This window comes from Pseudomonas sp. PS01297 (assembly GCF_029959305.1).
Taxonomy (GTDB): Bacteria; Pseudomonadota; Gammaproteobacteria; order Pseudomonadales; family Pseudomonadaceae; genus Aquipseudomonas; species Aquipseudomonas helleri.
Genome location: NZ_JASCPQ010000016.1, coordinates 1 through 26,742, shown reverse-complemented (window position 1 = coordinate 26,742; position 26,742 = coordinate 1). Strand labels below are relative to the sequence as shown.

23 protein-coding genes are annotated in these 26,742 nt (G+C 57.5%); 14 read left to right on the top strand and 9 right to left on the bottom strand.

What is annotated here, in order from left to right; all coding sequences use genetic code 11:
* Nucleotides 1-2: 2 nt before the first annotated feature.
* From QMX84_RS07665 to dksA, 5 genes are all read right to left on the bottom strand, one after another.
* Nucleotides 3-1,394 carry a polynucleotide adenylyltransferase PcnB gene (locus tag QMX84_RS07665; RefSeq protein ID WP_262123748.1) on the bottom strand — a complete coding sequence of 464 codons (1,392 nt, stop codon included), beginning with the start codon at nt 1,392-1,394 and terminating at the stop codon, nt 3-5.
* A gap of 755 nt (nt 1,395-2,149) precedes the next feature.
* On the bottom strand, nt 2,150-3,589 hold the full coding sequence (locus QMX84_RS07660) for a sigma-54 dependent transcriptional regulator (RefSeq protein WP_153333986.1): 1,440 nt from the start codon (nt 3,587-3,589) through the stop codon (nt 2,150-2,152).
* A 22-nt stretch (nt 3,590-3,611) separates the two neighbouring features.
* On the bottom strand, nt 3,612-6,566 hold the full coding sequence (locus QMX84_RS07655; RefSeq protein WP_162208453.1) for a sensor histidine kinase: 2,955 nt from the start codon (nt 6,564-6,566) through the stop codon (nt 3,612-3,614).
* A 239-nt stretch (nt 6,567-6,805) separates the two neighbouring features.
* Entirely contained in the window at nt 6,806-7,702 is an 897-nt protein-coding gene (gene gluQRS / locus QMX84_RS07650; RefSeq protein WP_282363521.1) for a tRNA glutamyl-Q(34) synthetase GluQRS, read from the bottom strand.
* Nucleotides 7,703-7,875: 173 nt separating this feature from the next.
* Nucleotides 7,876-8,319, bottom strand: a complete 444-nt coding sequence (gene dksA / locus QMX84_RS07645; protein ID WP_048373305.1) for an RNA polymerase-binding protein DksA — start codon at nt 8,317-8,319, stop codon at nt 7,876-7,878.
* A gap of 320 nt (nt 8,320-8,639) precedes the next feature.
* Between dksA and QMX84_RS07640 the strand changes: the two genes are divergently transcribed.
* Nucleotides 8,640-9,812, top strand: coding sequence for a pyridoxal phosphate-dependent aminotransferase (locus QMX84_RS07640; RefSeq protein ID WP_123751737.1), 1,173 nt, complete (start codon nt 8,640-8,642; stop codon nt 9,810-9,812).
* Complete coding sequence (gene sfsA / locus QMX84_RS07635) at nt 9,812-10,519, top strand: DNA/RNA nuclease SfsA (RefSeq protein ID WP_262123750.1); 708 nt, start codon at nt 9,812-9,814, stop codon at nt 10,517-10,519. Before QMX84_RS07640 ends, sfsA begins: the two co-directional genes overlap by 1 nt.
* Here sfsA and QMX84_RS07630 read toward each other — a convergent pair.
* Nucleotides 10,502-10,840 (bottom strand): Rieske 2Fe-2S domain-containing protein, encoded by a 339-nt coding sequence (locus QMX84_RS07630; RefSeq protein ID WP_048385631.1) that lies wholly within the window; start codon nt 10,838-10,840, stop codon nt 10,502-10,504. The genes sfsA and QMX84_RS07630 overlap by 18 nt on opposite strands.
* 173 nt (nt 10,841-11,013) lie before the next feature.
* Here QMX84_RS07630 and QMX84_RS07625 point away from each other — a divergent pair, with 173 nt between their 5' ends.
* The 3 genes from QMX84_RS07625 to QMX84_RS07615 are packed head-to-tail and all read left to right on the top strand — an operon-like array spanning nt 11,014 to nt 13,690.
* Nucleotides 11,014-11,889, top strand: coding sequence for a helical backbone metal receptor (locus tag QMX84_RS07625; RefSeq protein WP_262123751.1), 876 nt, complete (start codon nt 11,014-11,016; stop codon nt 11,887-11,889).
* A 50-nt stretch (nt 11,890-11,939) separates the two neighbouring features.
* Nucleotides 11,940-12,923, top strand: coding sequence for an iron ABC transporter permease (locus QMX84_RS07620; protein ID WP_262123759.1), 984 nt, complete (start codon nt 11,940-11,942; stop codon nt 12,921-12,923).
* Nucleotides 12,923-13,690, top strand: a complete 768-nt coding sequence (locus QMX84_RS07615; RefSeq protein WP_262123752.1) for a heme ABC transporter ATP-binding protein — start codon at nt 12,923-12,925, stop codon at nt 13,688-13,690. The genes QMX84_RS07620 and QMX84_RS07615 overlap by 1 nt, the downstream gene beginning before the upstream one ends.
* A gap of 330 nt (nt 13,691-14,020) precedes the next feature.
* On the opposite strand, the gene QMX84_RS07610 is transcribed toward QMX84_RS07615, so the two are convergent.
* The 3 genes from QMX84_RS07610 to QMX84_RS07600 all read right to left on the bottom strand — a co-directional run bounded on the left by QMX84_RS07610 (nt 14,021) and on the right by QMX84_RS07600 (nt 16,529).
* Entirely contained in the window at nt 14,021-14,293 is a 273-nt protein-coding gene (locus tag QMX84_RS07610; protein ID WP_048391524.1) for a TfoX/Sxy family protein, read from the bottom strand.
* A 247-nt stretch (nt 14,294-14,540) separates the two neighbouring features.
* The gene (locus tag QMX84_RS07605; RefSeq protein WP_262123753.1) at nt 14,541-14,882 is read right to left on the bottom strand and encodes a pentapeptide repeat-containing protein; all 342 of its coding nucleotides are present in this window, start codon (nt 14,880-14,882) and stop codon (nt 14,541-14,543) included.
* Nucleotides 14,883-14,972: 90 nt separating this feature from the next.
* Complete coding sequence (locus tag QMX84_RS07600; protein ID WP_262123754.1) at nt 14,973-16,529, bottom strand: bifunctional aminoglycoside phosphotransferase/ATP-binding protein; 1,557 nt, start codon at nt 16,527-16,529, stop codon at nt 14,973-14,975.
* 116 nt (nt 16,530-16,645) lie between these two features.
* Here QMX84_RS07600 and mrcB point away from each other — a divergent pair, with 116 nt between their 5' ends.
* From mrcB to msrQ, 9 genes are all read left to right on the top strand, one after another.
* Nucleotides 16,646-18,970 carry a penicillin-binding protein 1B gene (mrcB, locus tag QMX84_RS07595; RefSeq protein ID WP_282363520.1) on the top strand — a complete coding sequence of 775 codons (2,325 nt, stop codon included), beginning with the start codon at nt 16,646-16,648 and terminating at the stop codon, nt 18,968-18,970.
* A gap of 16 nt (nt 18,971-18,986) precedes the next feature.
* Complete coding sequence (locus QMX84_RS07590; protein ID WP_048373329.1) at nt 18,987-19,712, top strand: tetratricopeptide repeat protein; 726 nt, start codon at nt 18,987-18,989, stop codon at nt 19,710-19,712.
* Between the two features lie 7 nt (nt 19,713-19,719).
* Nucleotides 19,720-20,049, top strand: coding sequence for a YqcC family protein (locus tag QMX84_RS07585; RefSeq protein WP_153333968.1), 330 nt, complete (start codon nt 19,720-19,722; stop codon nt 20,047-20,049).
* 431 nt (nt 20,050-20,480) lie between these two features.
* On the top strand, nt 20,481-22,205 hold the full coding sequence (locus tag QMX84_RS07580; protein ID WP_262123756.1) for an acetolactate synthase 3 large subunit: 1,725 nt from the start codon (nt 20,481-20,483) through the stop codon (nt 22,203-22,205).
* Between the two features lie 2 nt (nt 22,206-22,207).
* Nucleotides 22,208-22,699 (top strand): acetolactate synthase small subunit, encoded by a 492-nt coding sequence (gene ilvN, locus QMX84_RS07575; protein WP_048373333.1) that lies wholly within the window; start codon nt 22,208-22,210, stop codon nt 22,697-22,699.
* 50 nt (nt 22,700-22,749) lie between these two features.
* Nucleotides 22,750-23,766: a ketol-acid reductoisomerase gene (ilvC, locus tag QMX84_RS07570; RefSeq protein ID WP_048373335.1), complete on the top strand. Its 1,017-nt coding sequence runs from the start codon at nt 22,750-22,752 to the stop codon at nt 23,764-23,766.
* A 145-nt stretch (nt 23,767-23,911) separates the two neighbouring features.
* On the top strand, nt 23,912-24,769 hold the full coding sequence (pssA, locus tag QMX84_RS07565; RefSeq protein WP_048373337.1) for a CDP-diacylglycerol--serine O-phosphatidyltransferase: 858 nt from the start codon (nt 23,912-23,914) through the stop codon (nt 24,767-24,769).
* A gap of 63 nt (nt 24,770-24,832) precedes the next feature.
* On the top strand, nt 24,833-25,846 hold the full coding sequence (gene msrP / locus QMX84_RS07560) for a protein-methionine-sulfoxide reductase catalytic subunit MsrP (RefSeq protein ID WP_282363519.1): 1,014 nt from the start codon (nt 24,833-24,835) through the stop codon (nt 25,844-25,846).
* On the top strand, nt 25,846-26,460 hold the full coding sequence (msrQ, locus tag QMX84_RS07555) for a protein-methionine-sulfoxide reductase heme-binding subunit MsrQ (protein ID WP_282363518.1): 615 nt from the start codon (nt 25,846-25,848) through the stop codon (nt 26,458-26,460). The genes msrP and msrQ overlap by 1 nt, the downstream gene beginning before the upstream one ends.
* Nucleotides 26,461-26,742: the final 282 nt, after the last annotated feature.

Here is a 26,742-nt window from a genome sequence, read left to right as displayed (position 1 = left end):
ACTTACTCGTCTGCGCCTGCGCGTTTACGCTTGCTACTGCTGGTACGGCGACGCTTGCGCGGGGCAGGGCCGGTGCCGTCATCCTTGGCATTGCTCAACTCACGAATCATCTCGCGGCGGCCGCTGTCGTTGGCGTCCTGGTAGTCGGTCCACCACTCGCCCAGGCCGTGGGTCTGTTCGCCAGCGCTTTCACGCAACAGCAAAAAGTCATAGCCGGCACGGAAGCGCGGGTTATCCAGCAGCGCATCGGCGCGTTTGCCACTGCGTCGCGGCAGGCGTTCTTGCATGTCCCAGATCTCGCGGATCGGCAGCGTGAAACGCTTGGGGATGGCAATGCGCGTGCATTGTTCTGCGATCAGGTCGTGTGCCGCTTCCTGCATGGCCGGGATGGCGGGCATGCCACGGTCTTGCAGTTGCATGACGCGTGTCGGCAGGGCTGGCCACAACAAGGCGGCAAAGAGGAATGCCGGGGTGACCGGTTTGCCTTGTTTGATCCGCAGGTCAGTGTTGCGCAAGGCTTCGCTGATCAGGGTGTGGGTGTATGTCGGGTTGTGCTCAAGCGCTTCGGCACTGGCCGGGAACAGTTGCTCGAACAACTGCAGGTCAACCAGCATCTCGAAGGTGTCAGCCGCGTTGCCCGACAGGAACAGCTTGAGCACTTCTTCGAACAGCCGCGCAGACGGGATCTCTCGCAGCATCGGCGCCAGAGCCTGGATCGGCGCTGCGGTGTGTTTTTCGATACCGAAGTCGAGCTTGGCCGCGAAGCGCACCGCGCGCAGCATGCGCACCGGGTCTTCCTGGTAGCGCTGCTGAGGGTCGCCGATCAGGCGAATCAGGTGATTACGGATGTCGTGTACGCCGTTGGCGTAATCGAGAATGCGCTCGCTGACCGGGTCGTAGTACAGGGCGTTGATCGTGAAGTCACGACGCTGGGCGTCTTCTTCAAGAGTGCCGTAAACGTTGTCACGCAAAATGCGCCCGCTTTCGTTACGCGAGGACTGGTTGCTGTCTTCCTCTTCGTCGTTTTGCGGGTGATTGGCGCGGAACGTCGCGACTTCGATGATTTCACGGCCAAAGTGGATGTGAACCAACTTGAACCGGCGGCCAATGATCCGCGCATTGCGAAACTCTGCACGCACCTGTTCAGGGGTGGCGCTGGTGGCAACGTCGAAGTCTTTGGGCGTGATGTTGAGCAGCATATCGCGCACACAACCGCCGACCAGATAGGCCTCATAGCCGGCGTTCTGCAGACGTTCGACGATGTTGACGGCGTAACGGCTGAATTGAGCGCGTTGCAGCGAGTGTTGGCCGCTGTTGAGCACTTCTGGGGTGCTACGCAGTTGTTGCGTGCGACGCTTGGGAGTACGGAGTGACTGGAACAGCTTCTTCAGCATGGGATGCACTGTTTGAAGGAATGTTCGGCCAAAACGAAGAATGACCGCATGATGGGCGGGGATTCTAGCATTTAGTCAGGGGATGGTGTAGGAAGCTGAGCCGCTCTTGCGCGCGATGCTACAAACGGCACGCTATAAATAGCTGCCAGAGGCTTGAGTTAGAGCGTGTAAGTGATTTTTTCTAAATCGCAGCAAGCACAAGGGGAGCCGAAGCTCCCCCAGAATTAGTTGCATGCTCTATTTTTATTATAAGTTGCGGGCTTTTTGTTTTTGTTAAGTGCCCTGGTTACCAGGTTTTGGCCTGTGTAACCCTCTCAAATTGAGAGATAAGAGCAAACGGATTGCTTTGGTCGCTGTGTTGATGTGATCAATGATCCAACTAGTTCAGGCTCTGCTTTAAGTGCAGTTTTTGTTGTTCTCTGCCTAGCCGTGGGGCATGCCCCATGTACAACGCCTCTCCAAAACAATCAGTTAGCTGCGCCTCCGCCGTGTTGTTTTTGTTATGCGTGAGCCGATACGTCTTATTTTTATTGTGTGTTGCTGTGATTCTTATTGTTCTTGTACGAATACATATAGCAGGGGTCGTGCCAACTTTTGCGCGGCCCAGCAAAATAAGGGGTTTTCTGGCTTTTCACTTTTTGGCAGGCCAAAAAAAGCCGGGGTTTCGTTACCGTAAACCCCGGCTTTTGTTACGTGATTAATCAGCGGTAACAGTTTTTTCTCGTTCTGAGGTGTTACCTGCAGCGTTACCCGCTTCAGTTTTCGCTGGCGACACCGGTTTTTCTGCGTGGAATGCCCAGGCGTTGGCGACGTTCCCACAGGCATTTACGACTCACCCCCAGCTTGCGGGCCAGTTCGGTCTCGGTCATGTGGTCTTGATGCTCCAGAACGAAGTGCTGGAAGTAGTCTTCCAGTGACAGGTCTTCGGTCGGGTCCAGGCTGGTGTTACCGCTGCTGATGCTCTGTTGCGGCGCCAGGCCGATGAAGTCGTCGTCTTGCAAGTCGCTCAGCTCGATGTCGATACCCAGCAGGTCGGCCGAGATTTCCGGGCTTTCGCACAGGATCACGGCGCGCTCTACGGCGTTCTCCAGCTCACGTACGTTACCCGGCCATGAGTAATGGCTGATGGCGCGCTCTGCGTCAGGGGCGAACTTGAGGTCGGTACGGCCAATACGGGCGCTTTGACGGGCGAGGAAAGCGCGGGCGATTTCGATAACGTCAGCACCCCGCTCACGCAAGGCAGGCAATTTGAGCGCGATAACGTGCAAGCGGTAGTACAAGTCTTCACGGAACTGGCCAACCTTGGCCAGGTTCTTGAGGTCTCGGTGGGTCGCGGCGATCAGGCGCACATCGACTTTTTGTGACTGCACCGAGCCCACGCGGCGGATCTCGCCTTCTTGCAGCACGCGCAGCAAGCGCGCCTGGGCTTCCAGGGGCAGCTCACCGATTTCGTCGAGGAACAGTGTGCCGCCGTCGGCGGCTTCGACCAACCCGGCCCGCCCGGCGCTGGCGCCGGTAAACGCGCCTTTTTCGTGGCCGAACAGTTCGGATTCGATCAGGGATTCAGGAATGGCCGCACAGTTGACCGAGATCATCGGGGCCTTGGCGCGTTTGGACAGGTTGTGCAGGGCGCGGGCGACCAGCTCTTTACCCGTGCCGGACTCACCTTGAATCAGCACATTGGAATCTGTGGGCGCGACTTTGCGGATCTTGCTGTACATGTCGAGCATCGGTGGGCATGAGCCAATGATGCCGATTTCGCCGTTGCTGTTGTCCACCGTGTTTTTGTCGGTGTTACCGGGCTTGGCGGCCGGGCGGTCAGTTGCGGCCACCGTCTGGCTGTTTTGCCGATCGCGCAGGATGCGCGCCACCGCCTGGAGCATTTCGTCGTGATCAAACGGCTTGGCGATGTAGTCGACCGCGCCCATTTTCATTGAGTCGACGGCTGAGCGCAGGCTGGCGTAGCTGGTCATGATCAGCACCGGCTTGCCTTGCCCCAGCTTGATCAGCTCGGTGCCGGGCGCACCGGGCAGACGCAAGTCGCTGACTATCAAGTCGAACGAGGGAATGCTGAAACGCTCTTGCGCTTCCTGTACCGAGCCGGCTTCGCTGACCTGGTACTGATTACGCTCCAACAGGCGGCGCAACGCGGAGCGGATGATTGTTTCGTCTTCGACGATCAAAATATGCGGCATTGATTCAGTTCTCTCGACGGTCTCAGTTCACAGCGGACGTCGCTTCGACATGACGCGGTAGTGTCACCCGAATACGGGTCCCGCGTTGGCTCTGAATGTCAGCCGGGCTGTCGATGGTGATTTGTCCATAATGCTCTTCAACGATGGAATAGACCAGTGCAAGGCCCAAGCCGGTGCCTTCGCCAGGGTCCTTGGTGGTGAAGAAAGGTTCGAACAATCGGTCCATGATGTTCTTCGGAATTCCGCTGCCTTCGTCTTCAACGATCAGGTCGACCGTGTGCTCGCTGGCTTCGCTCTTGACCCGCACGGCGCTGCCGGCAGGCGAGGCGTCGCGGGCGTTTGAGAGCAGGTTGATCAACACTTGTGCCAGGCGCTGCGGGTCACCGTCGACCCAATGGTCGGGGTCGCACAGGTTGTAAAACTGCACCTCAAAGTTGCGCCGATTCAAGGCCAGCAGACCAATGGCGTCCTGCGCCACTTCGGCCAGACAGACGGGCTCGTCATTGTGCTGATGGCTGCCCGCGTGGGCGAAACTCATCAGCGACTGCACAATGCGTGAGATGCGCTTGGTCTGCTCAAGGATCTGGCTGCTGATCTCGGTCAGTTCGCCGTCGTCCTCGCGCTCTTCGCGCAGGTTCTGCGCCAGGCAAGCGATGCCGGTCACCGGGTTGCCGATTTCATGGGCCACGCCCGCGGCCAGTCGCCCAATGCTGGCCAGCCGCTCGGAGTGCACCAGTTTGTCTTCGAGCATCTGTGTTTCGGTCAAGTCTTCGACCAGTAACACCAGGCCACTGTTACCCGGTGCCAGCGGTTCATCAATGGCCGCTTTGTGCAGGTTCAACCAGCGGGTTTGGCCGTCGAGGGCCAGATGCTGCTTGTGCAAGTGCTCGTCGGGCAGGTCGATAAAGCCCTGCAACAATTCGCGCCACGGGTTGCCCAGGGTGTTCAGGCGTGAACCGACCACCCGCTGGGCGGGAATGCTGGTCAGTTCTTCCATGGCTTTGTTCCACATCAGGATCTCTTGATCCTTGGCCAGCGAGCACACGCCCATGGGCAGCTCTTGCAGCGTTTGGCGGTGATAGCGGCGCAAGGCATCGAGTTCGGCGGCCAGGCCGGTCAGGCGTGAGTGGTAATCCTCAAGCCGGCTTTCGATGAAGTGGATGTCTTCGGTGACGTAGTTCTCGCCGCCTGATTTGTAAGGCAAAAAGGTTTCAACCATGTCTTGGGCAACGCTGGGACCCATCAGGCCGGACAGGTTGGCTTCGATCCGGTCACGCAAGCGCCGCAAGGCGTACGGCCGCCGCTCGTCGAAGGGCAAGTACAGGTCGCGCAAGGCTTGCTCGACTTCCTTTTGCGCGGCCTTGGCGCCCAGAGGTTTGGCCAGTTGGGTAGCAAATTCTTGCGGGGAGGCGGCATGCAGTTCGCGACGTTGCGGGCGACGCACGTTGTCTACCGCACAGGCTTCGGCGGCGCTGGCTTCTTCGGGGCTGGCGTTGGTGAACAAGGAGATCAGGGTGAACATCAGAACGTTGGCGGCGAGCGAGGCGATGGCCGCCATGTGCCAGCTGGTATCGTCCAGCACGTAGATCATGTCGAGCCACGGGATGTAGAAACCCTGGAAGTTGCCGATTAGCGGGAACAGCATACTGCCCATCCACACCACGATCCCGGCCAGCAACCCGGCTATGAAGCCGCGGCGGTTTGCCGTTGGCCAGTACAGGACCGAGAGTACGCCCGGCAGGAACTGCAAGGTGGCGACAAAGGCGACGATGCCCAAGTTGGCGAGGTCTTGCTCGGCGCCCAGCAGCAGGTAAAACCCGTAGCCGGCCATGATGATTGCCACAATCAGCGCGCGGCGGGTCCACTTCAGCCAGCGGTAGATGTTGCCTTCTGCAGGTGGTTGATAGAGCGGCAGCACCAGGTGGTTGAGCGCCATGCCCGACAACGCCAGGGTGGTGACGATGATCAACCCGCTGGACGCCGAAAGCCCGCCGACATAGGCCAGTAATGCCAAAGCTTTGCTGTTGGCCGTGATGCCAATCCCCAGGGTGAAGTACTCAGGGTTGGTGGTGACGCCCAGCTTGAGCCCGGCCCAGAGAATCAGCGGCACGGCCAGGCTCATCAACAGCAGGAACAGCGGCAGGCCCCAGCTGGCGCTGACCAGCCCGCGCGGATTTAGGTTTTCGGTGAAGGTCATGTGATACATGTGCGGCATCACGATGGCCGAGGCAAAAAACACCAGCAGCAAGGTGCGCCAAGGGCCTTCTTGCAGCGGGGTGTGCAGGGCGGCGAGGGCGGTCTGGTTTTGCAGCAGCCAGACTTCCAGTTGCTGCGGGCCACCAAACACGCCGTAAAGCGCATAAAGGCCAACCCCGCCGATGGCGACCAGCTTGATCACCGACTCAAAGGCAATGGCAAACACCAGCCCTTCGTGCTTTTCACGCGTGGCGATGTGCCGTGAACCGAAGAAAATTGTGAACAGGGTAATCATCGCGCAGAAGCTCAGGGCTACGCGGTGTTGCACCGGTTCTCGGGTCAGGATGCTGATGGAGTCGGCCACGGCCTGAATTTGCAGGGCCAGCAGCGGTAACACGCCGATCAGCATGAAAATCGTGGTCAGCGCGCCCGCCCATGAACTGCGAAAGCGAAACGCAAACAAGTCTGCCAGCGAAGACAGCTGGTAGGTGCGGGTGATTTTTAAAATAGGGTAGAGCAACACGGGCGCCAGCAAGAACGCGCCGGACACCCCGAGGTAGCTGGATAAAAAGCCGTAACCGTATTCATACGCCAGGCCCACGGTGCCGTAGAACGCCCAGGCGCTGGCGTAAACACCCAGCGACAAGGTGTAAGTCAGCGGGTGGCGAATGATCGCACGCGGGATCATGCCGCGCTCACTGATCCACGCCACTGCAAACAGCACCAGCAAATACGCGGCGCTGACCAGCACCATCTGGGTCAGGCTAAAGCTCATCGGCATCTTTTTGGCTCTGAAGAATAAAGGTCACAACGATCAGAATCAGCCAAAGCAGATACGGCCTGTACCAGGCGCCCGTCGCGTCAATCCACCAATCCATGATGGCGGGGGAAAACAGGTAGATCCCGACAACCAGCAACAGGACCAATCGATAGATATACATCCTGCCCTCACTTTTGCTGGCCGCATGCCCTAAAAACGTGCGGCGATGGTAACGGATGGTTGGCAACCTGCAAGGGCTGTCAGCGTAATTGCGCCTCGGCCAGGGTGAGCGTGCGCGGGATCAGCCCGGCATTCCAGTGCGCAATGCCCCAATCGAGGATCTCACGCGGGCTGGCGCCATCAAGGCTTTCGTCCGGGGCCTGGCCCAGTGCACGCAGGGCGCGAAGCAGCAGGGGCGAGGCTTGATCGGGTGTCAGCGGCGGCGAGCGGTACGATTTGCCCAGCTTGTGGCCGTCGGGTTGAACGATCAGCGGCACGTGCAGGTAGCGAGGCTGTAATAACCCGAGCAACTCTTGTAGGTATAGCTGACGCGGTGTGGAGTCGAGCAGGTCGGCGCCGCGCACAATATCAGTGACCCCTTGCCAGGCATCATCGAGCACCACCGCCAGTTGGTAGGCGTACAAGCCGTCGCGGCGGCGGATAATAAAGTCACCAGCTTCACGGCCCAAATGCTGGCGGAAGGTGCCTTGTACGCGGTCTTCAACGGCGTATTCAAGCTCCGGCACGCGCAGGCGAATGGCGGCGTTTTCCATCGAGTGGCCGGCGTTACGGCATAGCCCAGGGTAAATCCCGTTGTAACCTTCGAGTTGTTTGCGCGAGCAGGTACAGGCATAGGCCAGGCCCTGGTTGAACAAGCGGTCTACAACCTGTGCGTAGGCGTCATGGCGCTCGCTTTGACGAACCAGTTCACCGTCCCACTCAAACCCATAGCGTTGCAGGGCGTCGAGTATGGCGGCTTGAGCGCCGGGCATTTCACGCGGCGGGTCGAGATCTTCCATACGCAACAACCAGCGCCCGCCTACGGAGCGTGCGTCAAGGTACGAGGCGAGGGCGGCCACCAGCGAGCCGAAGTGCAAATGACCGCTGGGCGTCGGGGCGAAGCGCCCGATGTAGGAGGGGTTTGGAACAGCCGTCATGGCATAAATCCTGTAGCCGCTGCCAAAGGCTGCGATGGGGTGCGTAGCAGCCCTGGTGTTTTGAAGGCCCTTCGGTCCTTATCGCAGCCTGCGGCAGCGGCTACAGGGCTGGAAGAGCAAATTACAGAAACAAAAATGGGGCGTTCGCACGCCCCATTGGGTCAGGCCGGCGATTACTTGCCGACTTGTTTTTCCTTGATTTCAGCCAAGGTTTTGCAGTCTACGCACATGTCCGCCGTCGGGCGGGCTTCGAGTCGGCGAATACCGATTTCGACGCCGCAAGACTCGCACCAACCGTACTCTTCGTCTTCGATCAGTTGCAGGGTCTTGTCGATTTTCTTGATGAGTTTGCGCTCGCGGTCGCGGGCTCGCAGTTCCAGGCTGAATTCTTCTTCCTGGCTGGCGCGATCAGCTGGGTCAGGAAAGTTGGCCGCTTCGTCTTTCATATGATCAACGGTGCGGTCGACTTCCTGCATCAAGTCCTGTTTCCACTTTTGCAGAATCTTGGTGAAGTGCTTGCGCATAGGCTCGCCCATGTACTCTTCACCCGGCTTTTCAACGTAGGGCTCGAAGCCGCTAAGCGATTGAGTATTCTGTTGCTGTGCTTGTGTGGGCATGAAATGGACCGCCTCTGTTCTTCTAATCCATTGCGCAGGATTGCAACATCACCGACACCTGCCGGCCCTGCGGCTGCAAGCGGGCGAACTTACCAGATCAATTCGGGCCGCGCTACTCCCGGTTGTCTAGCCTGTTGTCAGCGATCGTGTACAAAGCCTGTCGTACTTAAGATTAGTGGCAAATTAATATTTTAGCCGAGCTATGACCGGGGCTTGCGCCGTTTGGTTCTACGCACGGGCAGTCTAAGACTCTATTTCGCTCTCCCTTGTGACAGTGCTTGGGTAGAATCGGACTTTTGCTTACCCAGGAAGGCAGGCTCATGGCTCAGTCTTACAGTGCGCGCAGCCGCGCGATCGAACCATTCCACGTCATGGCGTTGTTGGCGCGTGCCAACGAGTTGCAGGCGGCGGGGCACGATGTAATTCACCTGGAGATTGGCGAGCCCGATTTCACCACGGCTGAGCCGATTATCGCGGCGGGCCAGGCCGCCCTGGCCGCGGGTAAAACCCGTTACACCGCAGCACGCGGCTTGCCTGAGTTGCGCGAAGCAATTTCCGGGTTTTATCAACAGCGTTACGGCTTGAACATCGACCCTTCGCGCATTCTGATCACCCCAGGTGGCTCTGGTGCTTTGCTTTTAGCCAGCAGCCTGCTGGTTGATCCGGGAAAACACTGGTTGCTTGCAGATCCGGGCTACCCCTGTAACCGGCATTTCTTACGCTTGGTTGAAGGGGCCGCACAGTTGGTACCGGTCGGCCCTGATGTTCGTTACCAGTTGACGGCCGACCTGGTTGAACGCCACTGGGATCAAGACAGTGTGGGCGCGCTGGTCGCGTCCCCGGCGAACCCGACCGGAACCCTCTTGAGCCGTGAAGAGCTGGCGGCCTTGTCGGCCGCGGTCAAGGCGCGTGGCGGACATTTGGTGGTGGATGAGATCTATCACGGCCTGACCTACGGCTGTGAGGCCGCCAGTGTGCTTGAGGTGGATGACAGCGCTTTTGTGCTCAACAGTTTCTCCAAGTATTTCGGTATGACCGGCTGGCGTCTGGGCTGGCTGGTGGCGCCACCTGAGGCCGTCGCAGACCTGGAAAAGCTCGCGCAGAACCTCTACATCAGCGCTCCGAGCATGGCGCAATATGCCGCGCTGGCGTGTTTTGAACCGCAAACGCTGGCCATTTTGGAAGAGCGTCGCGCCGAGTTTGGACGCCGTCGTGACTATCTACTGCCCGCGTTGCGAGCATTGGGATTCGGCATTGCCGTGGAGCCTGAAGGTGCGTTTTATTTGTACGCCGATATCAGCGCGTTCGGCGATGATGCCTTCGCTTTTTGCCGTCACTTCCTCGAAACCGAGCACGTTGCCTTCACTCCGGGTCTGGATTTTGGGCGTCATCAGGCCGGGCATCACGTACGCTTTGCCTACACCCAGAGTTTGCCGCGCCTACAGGAAGCGGTTGAGCGAATTGCCCGTGGCCTGCAGAGCTGGAAAAACTGATGCAGTTCTCTCCAGCCTTAGAAGAAGGGCGCCTGCTCAAGCGTTACAAACGTTTTTTGGCCGACATCGAAACCGTCACCGGCGAGCTGCTCACCATTCACTGCCCCAATACCGGTTCGATGCTCAATTGCATGGTCGAAGGCGGGCAAGTCTGGTTCAGCCGCTCCAATGACCCCAAGCGCAAATTGCCGGGTACGTGGGAGATCAGCGAAACCCCGCAAGGCCGTTTGGCGTGTGTGAACACCGGGCGTGCCAATCGTTTGGTCGAAGAAGCGCTGTTGGCCGGGGTGATCACCGAGCTAAATGGCTTTACCGCGCTCAAGCGTGAGGTGGCTTACGGGCAGGAAAACAGCCGGATTGATTTCCGCCTGGAGTACCCGGGGGGCTTTGCCTTTGTCGAAGTCAAAAGTGTCACGTTGGGTTTTGACGACACCCGTGTGGCGGCGTTTCCGGATGCGGTTACCCAACGCGGCGCCAAGCATTTGCGCGAGCTGGCCAGCCTGGCCCGTGAAGGCGTGCGGGCGGTGCAATTGTATTGCGTCAACCTGACCGGGATCGACGCGGTACGCCCGGCGCAAGAAATCGATCCGGGCTACGCGGCGGCTTTGCGTGAAGCGGTGGCGGCAGGTGTGCAGGTACTGGCCTATGGTGTCAGCCTGACGTCTGACGCGGTGGTGGTTGACCGCCGGTTAGACGTCATCCTCTGACTCATCGTGTGTCAGCCAGATCCCTTGGTTGTCTTCATGGCAGCCAAGGGCGGTCAAGAATTGCCCGGCGCAAGGCCCGGCCACGCATTCCCCGCTTTCAATCAAAAACAACGCAGCATGGGTCGCGCACTGGATCAGGCTGGCGCTCGGGTCGAGGAATTGGTTGGGTTGCCATTCCAGCGGCACACCACGGTGCGGGCAGCGATTTTTATAGGCGTAGACCTGACCGGCCCGGCGCACGACAAACAGGCGGATACCGTGCTGTTCAAAGCCCAGGCTGGCGCCTTCTGTCAGCGACGCTGAGGGGCACACATATTTCATTACAATCCTTAACCTACCCTGATGTATGAATCGATACGCGTGATGGCACGTGTTAAGAGGTTGACGTGCAAATGCAAACAATTATCAAATGGCGGGCTGCTCTGTGATGTGCTGTTTTGACTGGCGGCACTGCCGTTGCTCCGTTGAGCCCACTTATCAAGGAACGCCCCCGTATGCGCCTGAGTACCCGCCTGATAATGCTTTGTGCAGGCTTTATGATCAGTCATGTCAGCCTGGCTGACGAGTTGCCCCAACGCTGGGTCAGTGCCGGGGGCGCGCTTTCGGAGTGGGTCAGTGCTTTAGGCGCGGAGTCTAAATTGGTTGGGGTCGATACCACCAGCCAACATCCTGAATCACTTAAGTCGCTGCCCAGCATCGGGTATCAGCGGCAGCTGTCTGCTGAGGGGATTTTGAGCCTCAAGCCGGATGTCTTGATCGGCACCGAGGAAATGGGGCCACCGCCGGTGCTGGCGCAGATTCGTAACGCCGGTGTGCCGGTTGAAATGTTCTCGGCCGAAGCTGACCTGCCCACCCTTGAGGGCACTCTCGCGCACTTGGGGCGCCTGCTGGGGGATGAGGCTAAAGCGGCGCAGGTGTTCAAGGCGTATCAACAGCAACTGGAAGCGTTGCAGCAGCAGGTCAAACAGGCACAAGCCCATCACCAATCGCCGGGTGTGCTGCTGCTGTTGGGGCATGCGGGCGGTAAACCACTGGTTGCGGGCAAGGACACGGCGGCAGACTGGTTGCTGACTCAAGCGGGTGGTCACAACTTGGCCACGCACACGGGCTATAAAACCTTTTCCGTGGAAGCGCTGGCAGGTTTGAACCCTGACGTGCTGGTGTTTGCAGACCGTAGCCTGACAGGTGATGAGGCGCGCAAAGCGCTCATGAAGGAAAACCCGATTCTGGCCTCGCTCAAAGCGGCCAAAGACGGGCGAATTTATGAGCTCGACCCAACGCTACTGGTAGGCGGCTTGGGCCCGCGTTTGCCGGACAGCTTGAAGCAACTGACGGCTGAATTTTACCCAGCGGCTCCGGCCCACCCATGAGGACATTGGTTCAGCCTCGCCCTTTGTTTATCGGGCTGAGTGCGCTGTGTCTGATAGCCATCTGGTTGTCGTTGGCGTTGGGGCCGGTGAGTTTGCCGTTGCTCGATACCTTGCGTGCGGCCTTGCGCTTGATCGGCGTGCCGATTAATGGCGACGGGCTGGAACAGGCCGAGTTGATCCTGGGGCAGATTCGCTTGCCCCGCACGTTGCTCGGTTTGGCGGTGGGCGGTGTGCTGGCGTTATCCGGTGTGGCCATGCAGGGGCTATTCCGTAACCCTCTGGCTGACCCCGGCTTGGTGGGGGTGTCCAGTGGTGCATCCCTGGGTGCGGCGATAGCGATTGTCGGCGGTTCGGCCTTTGGCGGTTTGCCTGACGCGTTTGGCCCTTATTTACTGTCGATCTGTGCGTTTCTCGGCGGGTTGGGGGTGACGGCGTTGGTTTACCGGCTTGGCCGGCGCAATGGGCAAACCAGCGTGGCAGTGATGCTGCTGGCGGGTATCGCGCTCACGGCGCTGGCAGGCTCGACGGTGGGCTTGTTCACGTATTTGGCCGATGACGCGACGTTGCGCACCCTGACGTTCTGGAACCTGGGCAGCTTGAACGGCGCCAGTTATGCCCGTTTGTGGCCTCTGCTTTTTGTGACCGTGGCGGTATCCCTGTGGTTGCCACGCCGGGCCAGCGCGCTAAACGCCTTGTTGCTGGGCGAGTCCGAAGCCAATCACCTGGGCATCAATGTAGAAGGGCTCAAGCGCGAGTTGGTGTTCTGTACCGCGCTGGGCGTGGGCGCGGCCGTGGCAGCGGCGGGCATGATCGGCTTCGTCGGTTTGGTGGTGCCGCATTTGGTGCGACTGCTGGCCGGGCCGGATCATCGGGTGTTGTTACCTGCGTCGATACTGGCAGGCGCTGCTTTGCTGCTGTTTGCCGACCTGATTGCGCGCTTGGCCTTGGCGCCTGCGGAAATGCCGATTGGTATCGTGACCGCATTTTTGGGCGCACCGTTCTTCCTTTACCTGTTGTTGCGAGGCCGCCACTGATGCTGCGTACAGAAAACCTGCAGATTCGTCGCGGCCCCAAAAGCGTGCTGAATGACATTACCCTTGAGGTGCGGCCGGGTGAAGTGCTGGGTGTTCTGGGGCCCAATGGTGCCGGTAAAAGCACCTTGCTGGCGGCGTTGTGCGGTGAGTTGGCGCCGACTGAGGGACAAGTCTTTCTGGATCAGGATGCCTTGAGCCAGTGGAAGGGCGCCGAGCGGGCGCAACGTCTTGCCGTATTGCCACAAACATCGACCCTCGATTTTGCCTTTCGTGTTGAAGAGGTGGTCGGGATGGGTCGTTTGCCCCATCAGACCGGCACCGTGCGGGATGCTGAGATCATCTGCGCGGCGCTGGAGGCGGCTGATGTCGGGCATTTGGCGGGGCGCAGTTACCTGGCGTTGTCCGGTGGCGAGCGACAGCGGGTTCACCTTGCGCGGGTGCTGGCGCAGTTGTGGCCGGGGCAAAATGGGCAGACGTTGCTGCTCGATGAACCGACCTCGATGCTGGACCCTTTGCATCAGCACACAACCTTAAAAGCCATTCGTGCCTTTGCTGATCGTGGCGCTGCGGTGTTGATCATCCTGCATGACCTGAACCTCGCCGCGCGTTACTGCGATCGCTTGCTCTTGCTGGAAGACGGCTACCCGCGCGCCTTGGACAGCCCGCAAGTGGTGTTGCAGCCGCAGTCGCTCAAAGACGTATTCGGGCTGGATGTGTTGGTGCAGCCGCACCCTGAATTAGGGCACCCGGTAATTATTGCGCGCTGACAACTCAAGAAGGCTGCGAGATATCGCCGAGTAGGAGCTGCCGAAGGCTGCGATTTTTTGATCTTGAAAGTCAAAAGATCGCAGCCTTCGGCAGCTCCTACAGGAGGGGGCATACGCTGATCGGGTGTTTTTCAGGCAAAAAAAGACCCGGCAAGAGCCGGGTCAAATAACCGTGATTAGCCTGATGAGGAGATTTTCTGAGAGTCCGAACCAAGGGCCTTCCAGAAGATCGACTGGCCTCGCGACCAGATGGCGTAATAATAACAATTCTCATTTTCATGTCAACAACTGTTTTTCAGCTTTTTTTGCGCCACCGATAAACGGTGTGGGCTAGCCTTTTTTCAGCTTGAACAAATCCTCCACTTGCTCATTCAAAAACGCCTTTCTTTGTGGGGGGATGTCGTTCCAGTGAACGTCCAGCAGCGCGCCTTCAATGGCATAGAGCAGCACTTTGGACGCCCTGAAGCCCCTGGCTTTGACGGCCCGGTAAGCCTCGACAGCCCCGCGGCGCCTTAAATCCGAAGCGCTGTGGATTCCGACAGCGTGTAACCATTGCGCCGAGGTTTTCCCAAGGTTTTTTAGATGCTGGAGTTCATCTTGCATCAGCTCTCCTTGCGACGGCGTGAGCTCAGCGCTTATGAGTCAAGACAGGTGTGTTGAAGTGTAGCGGCTGATAAGAAAGCCGCCGTCCGTTAGTCGTTTTTGGAACAAGCAGACGCAAAAAGGGCAGGAGATGGCGTTAGGGCTGGGACAGGGGTTGATGCAAAGGCCCGAGCCAGAGCGCTTGCCTCAAATTACAGGCAACAGTCGCCAACGCCGGATAGGCGTTGGGGCGAATGTCGTATTTGTTTTATTTGGTGCGATAGCGCAAGCGTGTGCCGAAGTTGACCGACATCAGGATTTCATCTGCAGTCAGTTCGACCGGAAAGTACGCCCCTGAAATTTGCGCATGGGCCAGGCTGGCGCCTTCGATGCAGGCGTTACGCAAGTCCAGGCCGCGCAGGTCGGCAGAGCGAAAGTAGGCGTCGGTGAAGTCCACGCTGTCGGCATTTAGCTCGCGCAAATCCAGCCCGCGAAAGTCGCCGCCACGCATATCAATGTGTCCGGATGGACGCTGTTGGTTAAACCCGCTGATGTTGTCTTCATGCAGTAACGTGTAGAGCGCCGATTCAAGCAAGGCAGGGCGGCTCATGGGGCGTCTCCTGATGGATGTACATCAATATTATAGTGCCACTATTGGCGTGCCGCGAAACCCTTGCAGTTTCGCAGCACTGGCAAGCACTTACAGCCCTGGCAGGCGTTGGCGAATGTCGCTGATCAGGGTGTCCAGGCTTTTGCTGTTGTTGGTTTCAACCGGCTTGCTGCGCAGGACTTCATCTGCCCCGAGTGGCTCCCGGCTGGCTTGTTGCGCTCGCACAACGTCCATGGTCGCGTCAGACGGGTCGTTGCCTAGGTTATTGCGATGAGCCAGCCAGCCTTCGATGACGGCGTCTGGTGCGGTGCAGTCGAGGATCAGGCACGGCACGCCCGTGGCTTCGGCGACTTTGGCGGCAGCGTCGCGTTGTTCGCGTTTGAGGTAGGTGGCATCAATGACCACCGGGAAGCCCGCGCGCAGCACGATGTCGGCCAGTTCATGCAGTTTGTCGTAGGTCGCGGCACTGGCGTCAGCGCTATAAATGCCATGGCCAACGGTGTTGTCGCCGGTTTGCTCGCCAAACAATTGCTTGCGAACGACATCGGAGCGCAAACGAATGGCGCCCAGAGACTCAACCAAACGCATCGCAACAGAACTTTTGCCGACGGCTGAAACGCCGTGGGTAATAGTCAGGAAGCGTGAAGGGATGGTGCTGTAGCTTTCGGCCAGGTTGGCGTAGTTGCGGTACTGGCGCAGGGTGGCTGCGCGCTGCACTGCACTGGCTTCTGCCGGCATGCTGAACAGGCTGACTTTGGCACGCACCAGGGCCCGATAGGCTTTGTAGAAGTTCAGCAGCTCAAGCCCTTGGTAGTCGCCGGTCAACTCCAGGTACTGGCTGACAAAGCGGCGCGCCAGGCACTTCAGGCCGCGATCTTCAAGGTCCATGGCCAGAAAGGCGGTGTCGGCGTACACATCGGTAAAACGGAACGGCTCGTTGAATTCGATGCAGTCGAAAATCACCACTTTGCCGTCGATCATGGTGGCGTTGCCCAAGTGGATGTCACCGTGGCATTCGCGGATAAACCCTTGGGCCTTGCGTTGCTCTAGCAGCGGCTGGAGGCGGGTGAAGCTGGCTTCGGCCCAGGCTTGAAGGGCATCGAGCTGCAGCAGGTCTGCTTTGTCGGACAGGAAAGGGCGGATCTGTTCGAAGTTCTGACGCACCGGCTCCATGACGGCTTCAGGGGTGCCTTGGTGATGTTCCAGCGGGACATGCGGGGCATGTGTGTGGAAATGGGCAATTTGCTGCGCCATTTCGTCGATATGCGCAGCAGTCAGTTCGCCATTGGCCTGCAGCGTGCTCAGCAGCTGGCTTTGCGGGAATTGGCGCATTTTCAGCACGTACTCGATAGCCGGGCCTTCGCCGCCGAGTTGAGGCGCGTCGGCGCTGCCGGTGATCGGCAGTACGTCCAGGTACAGGCCTTCGGTCAGGCGCTGGTTGAGGCGCAGTTCTTCATTACAGAAGAATTCGCGGCCACTGAGTTCGGTGAAATCAAGAAAGCCGAAGTTAACCGGTTTTTTGATCTTGTAGGCGTAAGGGCCGGTGAGGATAACCCAGGAAATATGGGTCTCGATAACCTGAAACCCGTCGACTTCATGCGGGTACAAGCTCGGATTTTGTAGCGCGGCAATCAGGTTCTGGCTCACGATCGGTCCTTCTAAAGGCGGGAAAATTCAATGCGCCATTATGGCTGTTGAGAGCGGTCGTGCAAACCGCCGGACGCGCATGATGAACATGAGCAAAGTGCGTATAATCCCGCGCCATGACTCGAACTCGATCCCCTCGCTCCCGTTCCAAACGTCCTTCTGGTGGCCTTCGGCCCTGGCTGGGTTGGGCCCTAAAGCTCAGCCTCGTCGGCCTGGTGGTGCTGGCAGGTTTTGCTGTTTACCTCGATGCCATCGTGCAGGAGAAGTTCTCTGGCAAGCGCTGGACTATCCCGGCCAAGGTGTATGCCCGGCCGCTGGAGCTGTTCGTCGGCCAGAAACTCAGCAAGAACGACTTTTTGACTGAACTCGATGCACTCGGCTATCGCCGCGAAAGTGTGGCCAATGGCCCCGGTGCAGCCTCGGTGAATGGCAACACGGTTGACTTGAATACCCGTGGTTTCCAGTTTTATGAAGGTGCCGAAAAGGCGCAGCCGGTACGAGTACGTTTTTCTGGCGATTATGTGTCGGAGCTGACCTCGACCAACGGCGCCAAGTTGCCCGTGGTGCGGCTTGAGCCGTTGCTGATTGGCGGCCTTTATCCGAAAAACCTCGAAGACCGGATTCTGATCAACATTGATCAAGTACCGCCGTACCTGCTCGATACGCTGGTAACGGTAGAAGACCGCGATTTTTATCATCACTTCGGCGTGTCGCCCAAGTCGATCGTCCGTGCCCTGTGGGTCAACACCTCGTCCGGGCAAATGCGCCAGGGCGGCAGTACGTTGACTCAACAATTGGTCAAGAACTTCTTCCTGACCAACGAGCGCAGCCTCAGCCGCAAGCTGACCGAAGCGATGATGGCGCTGCTGCTTGAAATGCATTACGACAAGCGCGAGATCCTTGAGGCTTACCTCAACGAAGTGTTTGTGGGGCAAGACGGCCAGCGTGCGGTGCACGGATTTGGTCTGGCCAGCCAGTTCTTCTTCAGCCAGCCGTTGTCCGAGCTCAAGCTGCATCAGGTGGCGTTGCTGGTGGGCATGGTTAAAGGGCCGTCGGCGTATAACCCGCGTCGTTACCCTGAACGTGCGCTTGAGCGGCGTAACCTGGTGCTCGACTTGCTGGAGCAGCAGGGCGTGGCGACGGCCGAGCAAGTCGCTGCGGCTAAAAAGATGCCGCTGGGCGTGACCAAGCGAGGCAGCCTTGCAGACAGCTCATTCCCGGGCTTCCTGGATCTGGTTAAACGTCAATTGCGTGAAGACTACCGCGACGAAGACTTGACCGAAGAGGGGCTGCGGATCTTCACCAGTTTTGACCCGATCTTGCAGATGAAGTCTGAAGCGGCCGTGGGTGACACCTTCAAGCGTCTGGCTGGACGCAAAGGCGCAGACGAAGTTGAAGCGGCGATGGTGGTTACCAACCCTGAAACCGGTGAGGTTCAGGCGTTGATTGGCAGTCGTCTGCCGGGCTATGCAGGCTTTAACCGTGCGCTGGATGCGGTGCGCCCGATTGGTTCGCTGGTCAAGCCTGCGGTGTATTTGACCGCACTTGAGCGACCAAGCCAGTTCACGCTGACCAGTTGGTTGTCGGATGAGCCGATATCGATCAAAGGGGCAGATGGCCAGGTCTGGACGCCGCAGAACTATGACCGTCGCTCTCACGGCACGATCTTCCTTTATCAGTCGATGATGAACTCTTTCAACCTCGGGACTGTGCGGCTCGGGCAGCAGGTCGGCGTGCCTAACGTGCTCAAGACGCTGGCGCGGTTGGGGGTTGAGCGTGAATTCCCGGCCTTCCCGTCCATGTTGCTGGGCGCTGGTGCGCTGAGCCCGATGGAAGTGGCAACGATTTATCAGACGCTGGCCAATGGCGGCTTTAATACACCGATGCGCGGCATTCGCAGTGTGCTGACGGCTGAAGGCGAGCCGCTGAAACGTTACCCGTTCCAGATCCAGCAGCGCTTTGATCCGGCCTCTATCTACTTGATCCAGACGGCGATGCAGCATGTGATGCGCGAAGGGACCGGGCGTTCGGTCTATAACGTATTGCCGAAAAGCCTCACGCTGGCGGGTAAAACCGGTACCAGTAACGACTCGCGTGATAGCTGGTTCGCAGGCTTCAGCCAGGATCTGCTGGCGGTGGTGTGGCTGGGGCGTGATGACAACGGTAAAACTCCGTTTACCGGTGCGAGCGGCGCCTTGCAGGTGTGGACCAGTTTTATGAGTAAAGCCGATCCGTTGCCGCTGGATATGCCGCAGCCAGACAACATTGTTAAAGCCTGGATTGATCCGCATACCGGGCAAGGGTCTGATGCGAGCTGCCCGGGCGCTGTGCAGATGCCGTATATTCGCGGCAGTGAACCGCCTGCTGGAGCCGGTTGTGGTGCGCAAGCACCCGCGACAGGTGAAGCGGTGATGGATTGGGTCAAGGGCTGGTTGAATTAAGCAAAGAGGGTGTGACGTGAACAAGTGGTGGATTCCGGCTGTTTCAGCCCTGGCTTTGCTCAATGGTTGCGCGAGCGTACCGCAGGGCTCTATCCCTGTTGTCGACTCCGGTGTTCGGGTGTCGAACAGCGAACGTGTTTCGGCGCAGCGTACGACCCGTAATTATCCACAGGCCACTGCGCCGCGTGCTGCTCAGACTCAGGCAATCCCTCAGGATTCAGGTGTGGTGGTGATGGTGCCGGGTGGTGGAGCGGCGGTTTCGACGCCGATTCAGACCCAGCCGATCACGCCGGGGCCGATTACCCCCGGCCCGGCGGCACCGATCAGCACCGGCAGCTATGCGCCGACAACGACTTACACCGCGCCGGCACCGATTACGCCGAGTGGCATTCCGTCCAGCAGTGGCGGCTTGGCAGCAGATGAACAGCTGGATGGGCCGGTGTTGGCGTTGCTGACGACTGCTCAACAACAGCAGGCGAGTGGCGACCTCAATGGCGCCTCGTCGAGCCTTGAGCGGGCGCAGCGCGTGGCGCCACGCGAACCGCAGGTGCTGTACCGTCTGGCAGAGGTGCGTATGGCGCAAGGGGATGCGGCTCAGGCTGAGCAGTTTGCCCGCCGTGGTTTGACCTTTGCGAGCGGTCGTCCTGACTTGCAGGCGAGCTTGTGGGGCTTGATTGCTCAAGCGCGTGATAAACAAGGTGATGCGGCTGGCGCTGCATTGGCCCGTCAAAAAGCCAGGTAAGTTTCTGATGGATGCTCGTTTTGCGGCGATTGCCGACCAATTATTGCTGATTGAACGTGAATTGCGTGTGCAGGGCTGGTGGGACGACGTATCTCCCAGTGTTGAAGCGCTGAGCAGTGTTGAGCCTTTTTCGGTCGACACGCTGGACTTTCACCAGTGGCTGCAATGGATTTTCCTGGTGCGGATGAAGCAGATCCTTGAACAGGATCTTCCTCTGCCCAAGGTCTCGGGCATTCTGGAGATGGCCGAGATGGTGTATGCCGAGCGCCCTCAAGAGAGCCTTGGATTGCGGGCTGAGCTGAAAAAGTTCGACCAACTGATCACTGACGCTGGTTAATTGCCTGGCTGCCGGTTTTTCCGGCAGTCTTGCGCATATTTCTACCGCTTTGCGCCATCTAGGCGAGTTTTATCCCTTCTCAAGCTCCTTTCTTCTACGTTCTCATGCGCTTAGTTGGAAAAAAGCGCAATTATTGCTTGACTTGGAAGGGCTGAAACACAAGAATCCAGACACCGCTGTACAGGGACTGCCAGAAGCAGACCCTCTCAGCAGATCATGAGGCGCATACCCGCGCCGACCTGTTACACCCGCAACGCGTTACCTCGCGCTGGGTGGGAAAACCCCGCAATATTTGGGGCGCTCCCAATACTTGCTCAGTCAGTGCTGACGTAGTCGGCGACCACCGTCGCTCATGCTCTGCTGAGAAGTAAACCTATTAAGACCCGTTCGTATTTTGTGAGCGGAATTCTGGCGTTTTAGAGGTGAACAACGTGGAGCTTTTATCTGGCGGTGAGATGCTCGTCCGCTTTTTGCGCGACGAAGGTGTCAACTATATCTACGGGTACCCTGGTGGTGCTCTCCTGCATGTCTACGACGCACTGTTCAAAGAACCGGAAGTTACCCACATCCTGGTTCGTCACGAACAAGCTGCTACCCATATGGCTGACGGTTACGCCCGTGCCACCGGTAAAGCCGGTGTGGTACTGGTGACTTCCGGGCCGGGTGCTACCAACGCTATAACCGGTATTGCTACTGCCTACATGGACTCCATTCCGATGGTGATCATTTCTGGCCAGGTGCCTAGCACTATGGTCGGGACCGATGCCTTCCAGGAAACCGACATGATCGGTATCTCGCGTCCTATCGTGAAGCACAGCTTCATGATCAAGCACGCGTCGGAAATCCCGGAAGTCATGAAAAAGGCGTTCTACCTCGCGCAATCCGGTCGTCCTGGTCCGGTCGTGGTCGATATCCCGAAAGACATGACCAACCCGGCTGAAAAGTTCGAATACGTTTTCCCTAAAAAAGCCAAACTGCGTTCTTACAGCCCGGCTGTACGTGGGCACTCGGGGCAAATCCGCAAAGCAGTAGAAATGCTCTTGGCGGCCAAGCGTCCGGTTCTTTACGCAGGTGGCGGCGTTATTTTGGGTGGCGGTGCTGCACCGTTGACCGAACTGGCGAAAATGCTCAACGTCCCCGTGACCAATACGCTGATGGGCTTGGGTGCCTACCCTGGCACAGACCGTCAGTTCATTGGCATGCTCGGCATGCATGGCAGCTTTACCGCCAACATGACCATGCACAACGCGGACGTGATTCTGGCGGTGGGTGCGCGCTTTGATGACCGTGTTATCAACGGTGCTTCCAAGTTCTGCCCTAACGCCAAGATCATCCATGTTGATATCGACCCGGCGTCCATCTCTAAAACCATCAAGGCAGACGTGCCAATTGTCGGCCCGGTCGACAGCGTGTTGACCGAAATGGTTGCGATCCTCAAGGACATTGGCGAGAAGCCAAACCCTGAAGCGGTTGCCACCTGGTGGAAGCAGATTGATGAGTGGCGCGGCGATCGCGGATTGTTCCCTTACGACAAGGGCGACGGCAGCAAGATCAAGCCACAAGCTGTGATCGAGATGCTCTGCGAAGTGACCAAGGGCGATGCGTATGTCACGTCCGACGTGGGCCAGCACCAGATGTTTGCGGCTCAGTACTATCGCTTCAACAAGCCTAATCGCTGGATCAACTCTGGCGGTCTGGGCACGATGGGTTTCGGTTTCCCGGCGGCAATGGGTGTGAAACTGAGTTTTCCAGATGATGACGTCGCGTGTGTAACAGGCGAGGGCAGCATCCAGATGAACATTCAGGAGTTGTCGACGTGCTTGCAGTACGGTCTGCCGGTCAAAATCATCAGCTTGAACAACGGTGTTCTGGGGATGGTTCGTCAGTGGCAAGACATGAACTATGGCAGCCGTCACTCGCACTCTTATATGGAATCGCTGCCTGACTTCGTCAAGCTGGCTGAGGCGTATGGGCATGTGGGTATTCGGATTACCGATCTCAAAGACCTGAAGCCGAAAATGGAAGAAGCCTTTGCCATGAAAGATCGCCTGGTATTCCTGGATATTCAGGTGGATACCAGTGAGCACGTTTACCCGATGCAGATCAAAGATGGCTCCATGCGCGACATGTGGCTGAGCAAGACGGAGCGTACTTAATCATGCGGCACATTATTTCTTTGCTTCTTGAAAACGAACCCGGTGCTCTGTCTCGCGTTGTTGGGCTTTTCTCGCAACGTAACTACAACATCGAAAGCCTGACGGTGGCTCCAACAGAAGACCCGACCTTGTCGCGTCTGACGCTGACCACGGTAGGTCACGATGAAGTGATTGAGCAAATCACCAAGAACCTGAACAAGCTGATCGAAGTGGTCAAGCTGGTGGATCTGTCAGAGAGCGCTCACATCGAGCGTGAGCTGATGCTGGTCAAAGTCAAGGCAACCGGTGCCCAGCGGGCAGAAATCAAACGCACTACAGACATATTTCGTGGGCAAATTGTCGACGTCAGTAGCAGCGTTTATACCGTACAGTTGACGGGCACCAGCGATAAGCTCGACAGTTTTATCCAGTCGATTGGTACCGCCTCGATCCTGGAAACAGTTCGCAGTGGCGTGACGGGTATTGCCCGTGGCGACAAAGTACTCAGCATCTAAAACTTACAAGTGCTAACGGCCTGAATGGCCTGGATACATAAAGGAAAATCATGAAAGTTTATTACGACAAAGACTGCGACCTTTCGATCATCCAGGGCAAAAAAGTAGCCATTATCGGTTACGGCTCCCAAGGTCACGCTCAAGCGTGCAACCTGAAAGACTCCGGTGTAGACGTTACTGTTGGTCTGCGCAAAGGTTCGGCCACTGTCGCCAAAGCTGAAGCTCACGGTCTGAAAGTAACTGACGTTGCCAGCGCTGTTGCCGCTGCTGACCTGGTCATGATTCTGACTCCGGACGAGTTCCAGTCGTCTCTGTACAAGAACGAAATCGAGCCGAACATCAAGAAGGGCGCTACCCTGGCCTTCTCCCACGGTTTCGCGATTCACTACAACCAGGTTGTTCCGCGTGCTGACCTCGACGTCATCATGATCGCGCCAAAAGCGCCGGGCCACACTGTACGTTCCGAATTCGTTCGTGGCGGCGGTATTCCTGACCTGATCGCGATCTACCAGGACGCGTCGGGCAACGCCAAAAACGTTGCACTGTCTTACGCTTCGGGCGTGGGCGGTGGTCGTACCGGTATCATCGAAACCACATTCAAAGACGAAACCGAAACTGACTTGTTCGGCGAACAAGCTGTTCTGTGTGGCGGTACTGTTGAACTGGTTAAAGCTGGCTTCGAAACACTGGTTGAAGCAGGCTACGCGCCAGAAATGGCTTACTTCGAGTGCTTGCACGAGCTGAAGTTGATCGTTGACCTCATGTACGAAGGCGGTATCGCCAACATGAACTACTCGATCTCCAACAACGCTGAATACGGCGAGTACGTGACCGGCCCAGAAGTGATCAACGCTGAATCCCGTCAAGCAATGCGTAACGCTCTGAAGCGCATTCAAGACGGTGAATACGCGAAGATGTTCATCAGCGAAGGCGCTACTGGCTACCCTTCGATGACTGCCAAGCGTCGTAACAACGCTGCACACGGTATCGAAGTGATCGGCGAGCAACTGCGCTCGATGATGCCTTGGATCGGTGCTAACAAAATCGTCGACAAAGCTAAAAACTAAGTCAGTACGATCTTGAAAAAACGCGGCCATGGCCGCGTTTTTTCGTTTAAGCGGCAGCTTCTGGTATAAAGCAGGAACGTTTGCGGGTGACAGTTGGTCTGCAAGCTTCTATTGAAACTTTCCATATCGTTGCAAGGTAATGTCCATGAGCGAACGTCCCGAAGAGCCAAAACAGGCTTCTGACGCCGATAGCCTGCTGCCTATCGATGAGCATGTCGAAGAAGGGCATGACGCTGAAGGCCGTAAGGTCCGGCATCGTGGTATCTATCTGCTGCCCAATCTTTTTACAACGGCAAACCTGTTTGCCGGTTTCTACTCCATCATCAGCTCAATGAGTGCGCAAAGCGCAATGAGCGCTGGTGATGCTGCGGGCGCAAGCAAGTATTTTGCATTTGCCGCCATCGCGATTTTTGTCGCCATGGTGCTGGACGGCCTTGATGGCCGGGTTGCCCGTATGACTCATACTGAAAGTGCCTTTGGCGCCGAGTATGATTCCTTGTCTGACATGGTTGCTTTTGGCGTGGCGCCAGCGCTGCTGGCGTTTGGTTGGGCGCTGGGCGACATGGGCAAGGTCGGCTGGATGGTGGCCTTCATTTATGTAGCAGGCGCGGCGTTGCGTCTGGCTCGCTTCAATACGCAGGTCGGTACAGCAGACAAGCGTTATTTCATCGGTCTGGCCAGCCCGGCTGCGGCGGGTGTTGTGGCCGGTATTGTTTGGGCGTTCAGCGATTACGGGATCCAGGGATCGAAAATGTCCTTCCTGGTGGCCTTGTTGGTGGCTGCGGCGGGCATGCTGATGGTCAGCAACATCAAGTACAACAGCTTCAAGCAGCTGGATTTGAAAGGGCGCGTGCCATTTGTGGCGATCCTGGCGGTGGTGCTGGTGTTCGCTGTGGTGTTCAGCGATCCGCCGCGTATTCTGCTGCTGGCTTTCCTGGTGTATGCCGCTTCGGGCCCGATTCAATATTTATTGCATCTGCGCCGTAACAAAACCGGCGAGTGATGTAATTTCCCCCAAACTCCGTAGTCTATTGGTCCATCAGCCCTCCAATACTACGGAGTTGTCATGCTCATCAAGCTGCCTAAAGCGTCCGACTGCAAAGAGTCGGACGTCACCCCTGAGTCCTTCTATTTATCTCGCCGCGCATTGTTGGGCAGCTCGCTTGCAGGATTAGCCGTGAGCGCACTGCCGCGTTGGGCGAATGCCACTGATGCTTCGCGTTACGCAGATGTTGATCCGGGCAAGGCGCCGGGCTGGTTTGCTGAAAAACTCCCGCAGACCCAGTGGCAGGCAGTGACAGTCAAAGGGGAGGCCATTACGCCTTTCAAAGACGCCACGCACTACAACAATTTCTATGAGTTTGGTACTGACAAAGGCGATCCGGCGCAATACGCCGGCGCTTTGAAAACCGAGCCATGGACGGTGGTCGTGGATGGCGAGGTGGGTAAGCCTGGGCGTTATGCCCTTGAGGACTTTATGAAGCCCTACCAGTTGGAGGAACGCATCTATCGGTTGCGCTGTGTAGAAGCGTGGTCAATGGTCATTCCCTGGATGGGGTTCCCCTTGTCAGCGTTGCTTAAGCAGGTTGAGCCCACATCGAAAGCTAAATACATACGCTTTGAAACCTTGAAGGACCCGAAAGTCATGCCAGGCCAGCGCTCTGACTTTGCGTTGATTGATTGGCCCTATGTAGAAGGCTTGCGTCTGGATGAGGCGATGAATCCGTTGGCCATATTGGCGGTGGGGATGTATGGCCGCGAGTTGCCTAATCAGAATGGCGCGCCTCTTCGTTTGGTTGTCCCGTGGAAGTATGGCTTCAAGAGTGTGAAGTCGATTGTGCGAATCAGCCTGGTTGAGGAGCAGCCGAAAACCACTTGGCAGAGTATTGCGGCTAATGAATACGGCTTCTATGCCAATGTGAACCCGCAAGTCGATCACCCTCGCTGGACGCAAGCGCGTGAGCGGCGCCTACCGAGCAGCTTGTTTAGTCCTAATGTGCGGGATACGCAGATGTTCAATGGCTATGCCGATGAAGTCGCCTCTCTATATACAGGCCTGGATCTGCGGAAGAATTACTGATGAAGTTTCCACTGTGGCGTCTCGGTGTATTTATAGCGGCGGCAGTCTGGCCTTTGTACTGGCTCTATGAGGCATGGAGCTTTGCCTTGGGGCCGGATCCCGGAAAGGTGTTGGTTGATCGGCTGGGGCTTGGGACACTGGTCTTGTTGCTGGTGACGTTATGCATGACGCCCCTGCAAAAGCTGACGGGCTGGCCGGGGTGGATTGCGGTCCGCCGCCAGATCGGGTTGTGGTGTTTTGCCTACGTGATGCTGCACCTGTGCGCCTACTTGTTCTTTGTGCTTGGGCTTGACTGGTCCCAGTTGGGGGTTGAGCTGAGCAAGCGGCCCTACATTATTGTCGGCAGCTTGGGCGCTCTATGTTTGTTGGCGCTGGCGGTGACCTCCAATCGTTACAGTCAAAGGCGAATGGGGGCGAGCTGGAAGAAGTTGCATCGCCTGGTATACGTGGTTGTGGGGTTGGGTCTTTTGCATATGCTGTGGATTGTGCGTGCTGACCTGAAAGAGTGGTCGATCTATGCCTTTATAGGTGCATGCCTTTTACTGCTGCGGATCCCGCCGGTGATGCGTCGGATCCCTCGTCTATATAAGAAGAAACCAGTAGTGGCCACTTAATTCAAATTAACCCTTGACTCAGAATTCTAGCGGCCTATAATTCGCACCACTTCCGGCGCAGTCGAAACGGAAAACTCCTTGAATATCAATGAGTTGGATGATTTTGACGATGCAAGCTTCAATTCATCGAAGCAGGAAATGAGGTGTTGACAGCAGCGTGTAACGCTGTAGAATTCGCCTCCCGCTAACGAGAGATCGAAAGCGCAAGTGGTTGATGTTACAAAGGAAACTTTGAAAACATCTTAAAATAACCGCTTGACAGCAACAGAGGCTGCTGTAGAA

What these genes read in the sequence shown, in the direction of transcription:
- gluQRS (WP_282363521.1), bottom strand. Translation starts at nt 7,702, where the DNA reads ATGACGGCTGTTCCAAACCCCTCCTACATCGGGCGCTTCGCCCCGACG.
- dksA (WP_048373305.1), bottom strand. Translation starts at nt 8,319, where the DNA reads ATGCCCACACAAGCACAGCAACAGAATACTCAATCGCTTAGCGGCTTC.
- QMX84_RS07665 (WP_262123748.1), bottom strand. Translation starts at nt 1,394, where the DNA reads ATGCTGAAGAAGCTGTTCCAGTCACTCCGTACTCCCAAGCGTCGCACG.
- QMX84_RS07605 (WP_262123753.1), bottom strand. Translation starts at nt 14,882, where the DNA reads ATGAGCCGCCCTGCCTTGCTTGAATCGGCGCTCTACACGTTACTGCAT.
- pssA (WP_048373337.1), top strand. Translation starts at nt 23,912, where the DNA reads ATGAGCGAACGTCCCGAAGAGCCAAAACAGGCTTCTGACGCCGATAGC.
- QMX84_RS07610 (WP_048391524.1), bottom strand. Translation starts at nt 14,293, where the DNA reads ATGCAAGATGAACTCCAGCATCTAAAAAACCTTGGGAAAACCTCGGCG.
- msrQ (WP_282363518.1), top strand. Translation starts at nt 25,846, where the DNA reads ATGAAGTTTCCACTGTGGCGTCTCGGTGTATTTATAGCGGCGGCAGTC.
- QMX84_RS07625 (WP_262123751.1), top strand. Translation starts at nt 11,014, where the DNA reads ATGCGCCTGAGTACCCGCCTGATAATGCTTTGTGCAGGCTTTATGATC.
- QMX84_RS07660 (WP_153333986.1), bottom strand. Translation starts at nt 3,589, where the DNA reads ATGCCGCATATTTTGATCGTCGAAGACGAAACAATCATCCGCTCCGCG.
- ilvC (WP_048373335.1), top strand. Translation starts at nt 22,750, where the DNA reads ATGAAAGTTTATTACGACAAAGACTGCGACCTTTCGATCATCCAGGGC.
- QMX84_RS07615 (WP_262123752.1), top strand. Translation starts at nt 12,923, where the DNA reads ATGCTGCGTACAGAAAACCTGCAGATTCGTCGCGGCCCCAAAAGCGTG.
- mrcB (WP_282363520.1), top strand. Translation starts at nt 16,646, where the DNA reads ATGACTCGAACTCGATCCCCTCGCTCCCGTTCCAAACGTCCTTCTGGT.
- QMX84_RS07585 (WP_153333968.1), top strand. Translation starts at nt 19,720, where the DNA reads ATGGATGCTCGTTTTGCGGCGATTGCCGACCAATTATTGCTGATTGAA.
- msrP (WP_282363519.1), top strand. Translation starts at nt 24,833, where the DNA reads ATGCTCATCAAGCTGCCTAAAGCGTCCGACTGCAAAGAGTCGGACGTC.
- sfsA (WP_262123750.1), top strand. Translation starts at nt 9,812, where the DNA reads ATGCAGTTCTCTCCAGCCTTAGAAGAAGGGCGCCTGCTCAAGCGTTAC.
- QMX84_RS07655 (WP_162208453.1), bottom strand. Translation starts at nt 6,566, where the DNA reads ATGCCGATGAGCTTTAGCCTGACCCAGATGGTGCTGGTCAGCGCCGCG.
- QMX84_RS07640 (WP_123751737.1), top strand. Translation starts at nt 8,640, where the DNA reads ATGGCTCAGTCTTACAGTGCGCGCAGCCGCGCGATCGAACCATTCCAC.
- ilvN (WP_048373333.1), top strand. Translation starts at nt 22,208, where the DNA reads ATGCGGCACATTATTTCTTTGCTTCTTGAAAACGAACCCGGTGCTCTG.
- QMX84_RS07630 (WP_048385631.1), bottom strand. Translation starts at nt 10,840, where the DNA reads ATGAAATATGTGTGCCCCTCAGCGTCGCTGACAGAAGGCGCCAGCCTG.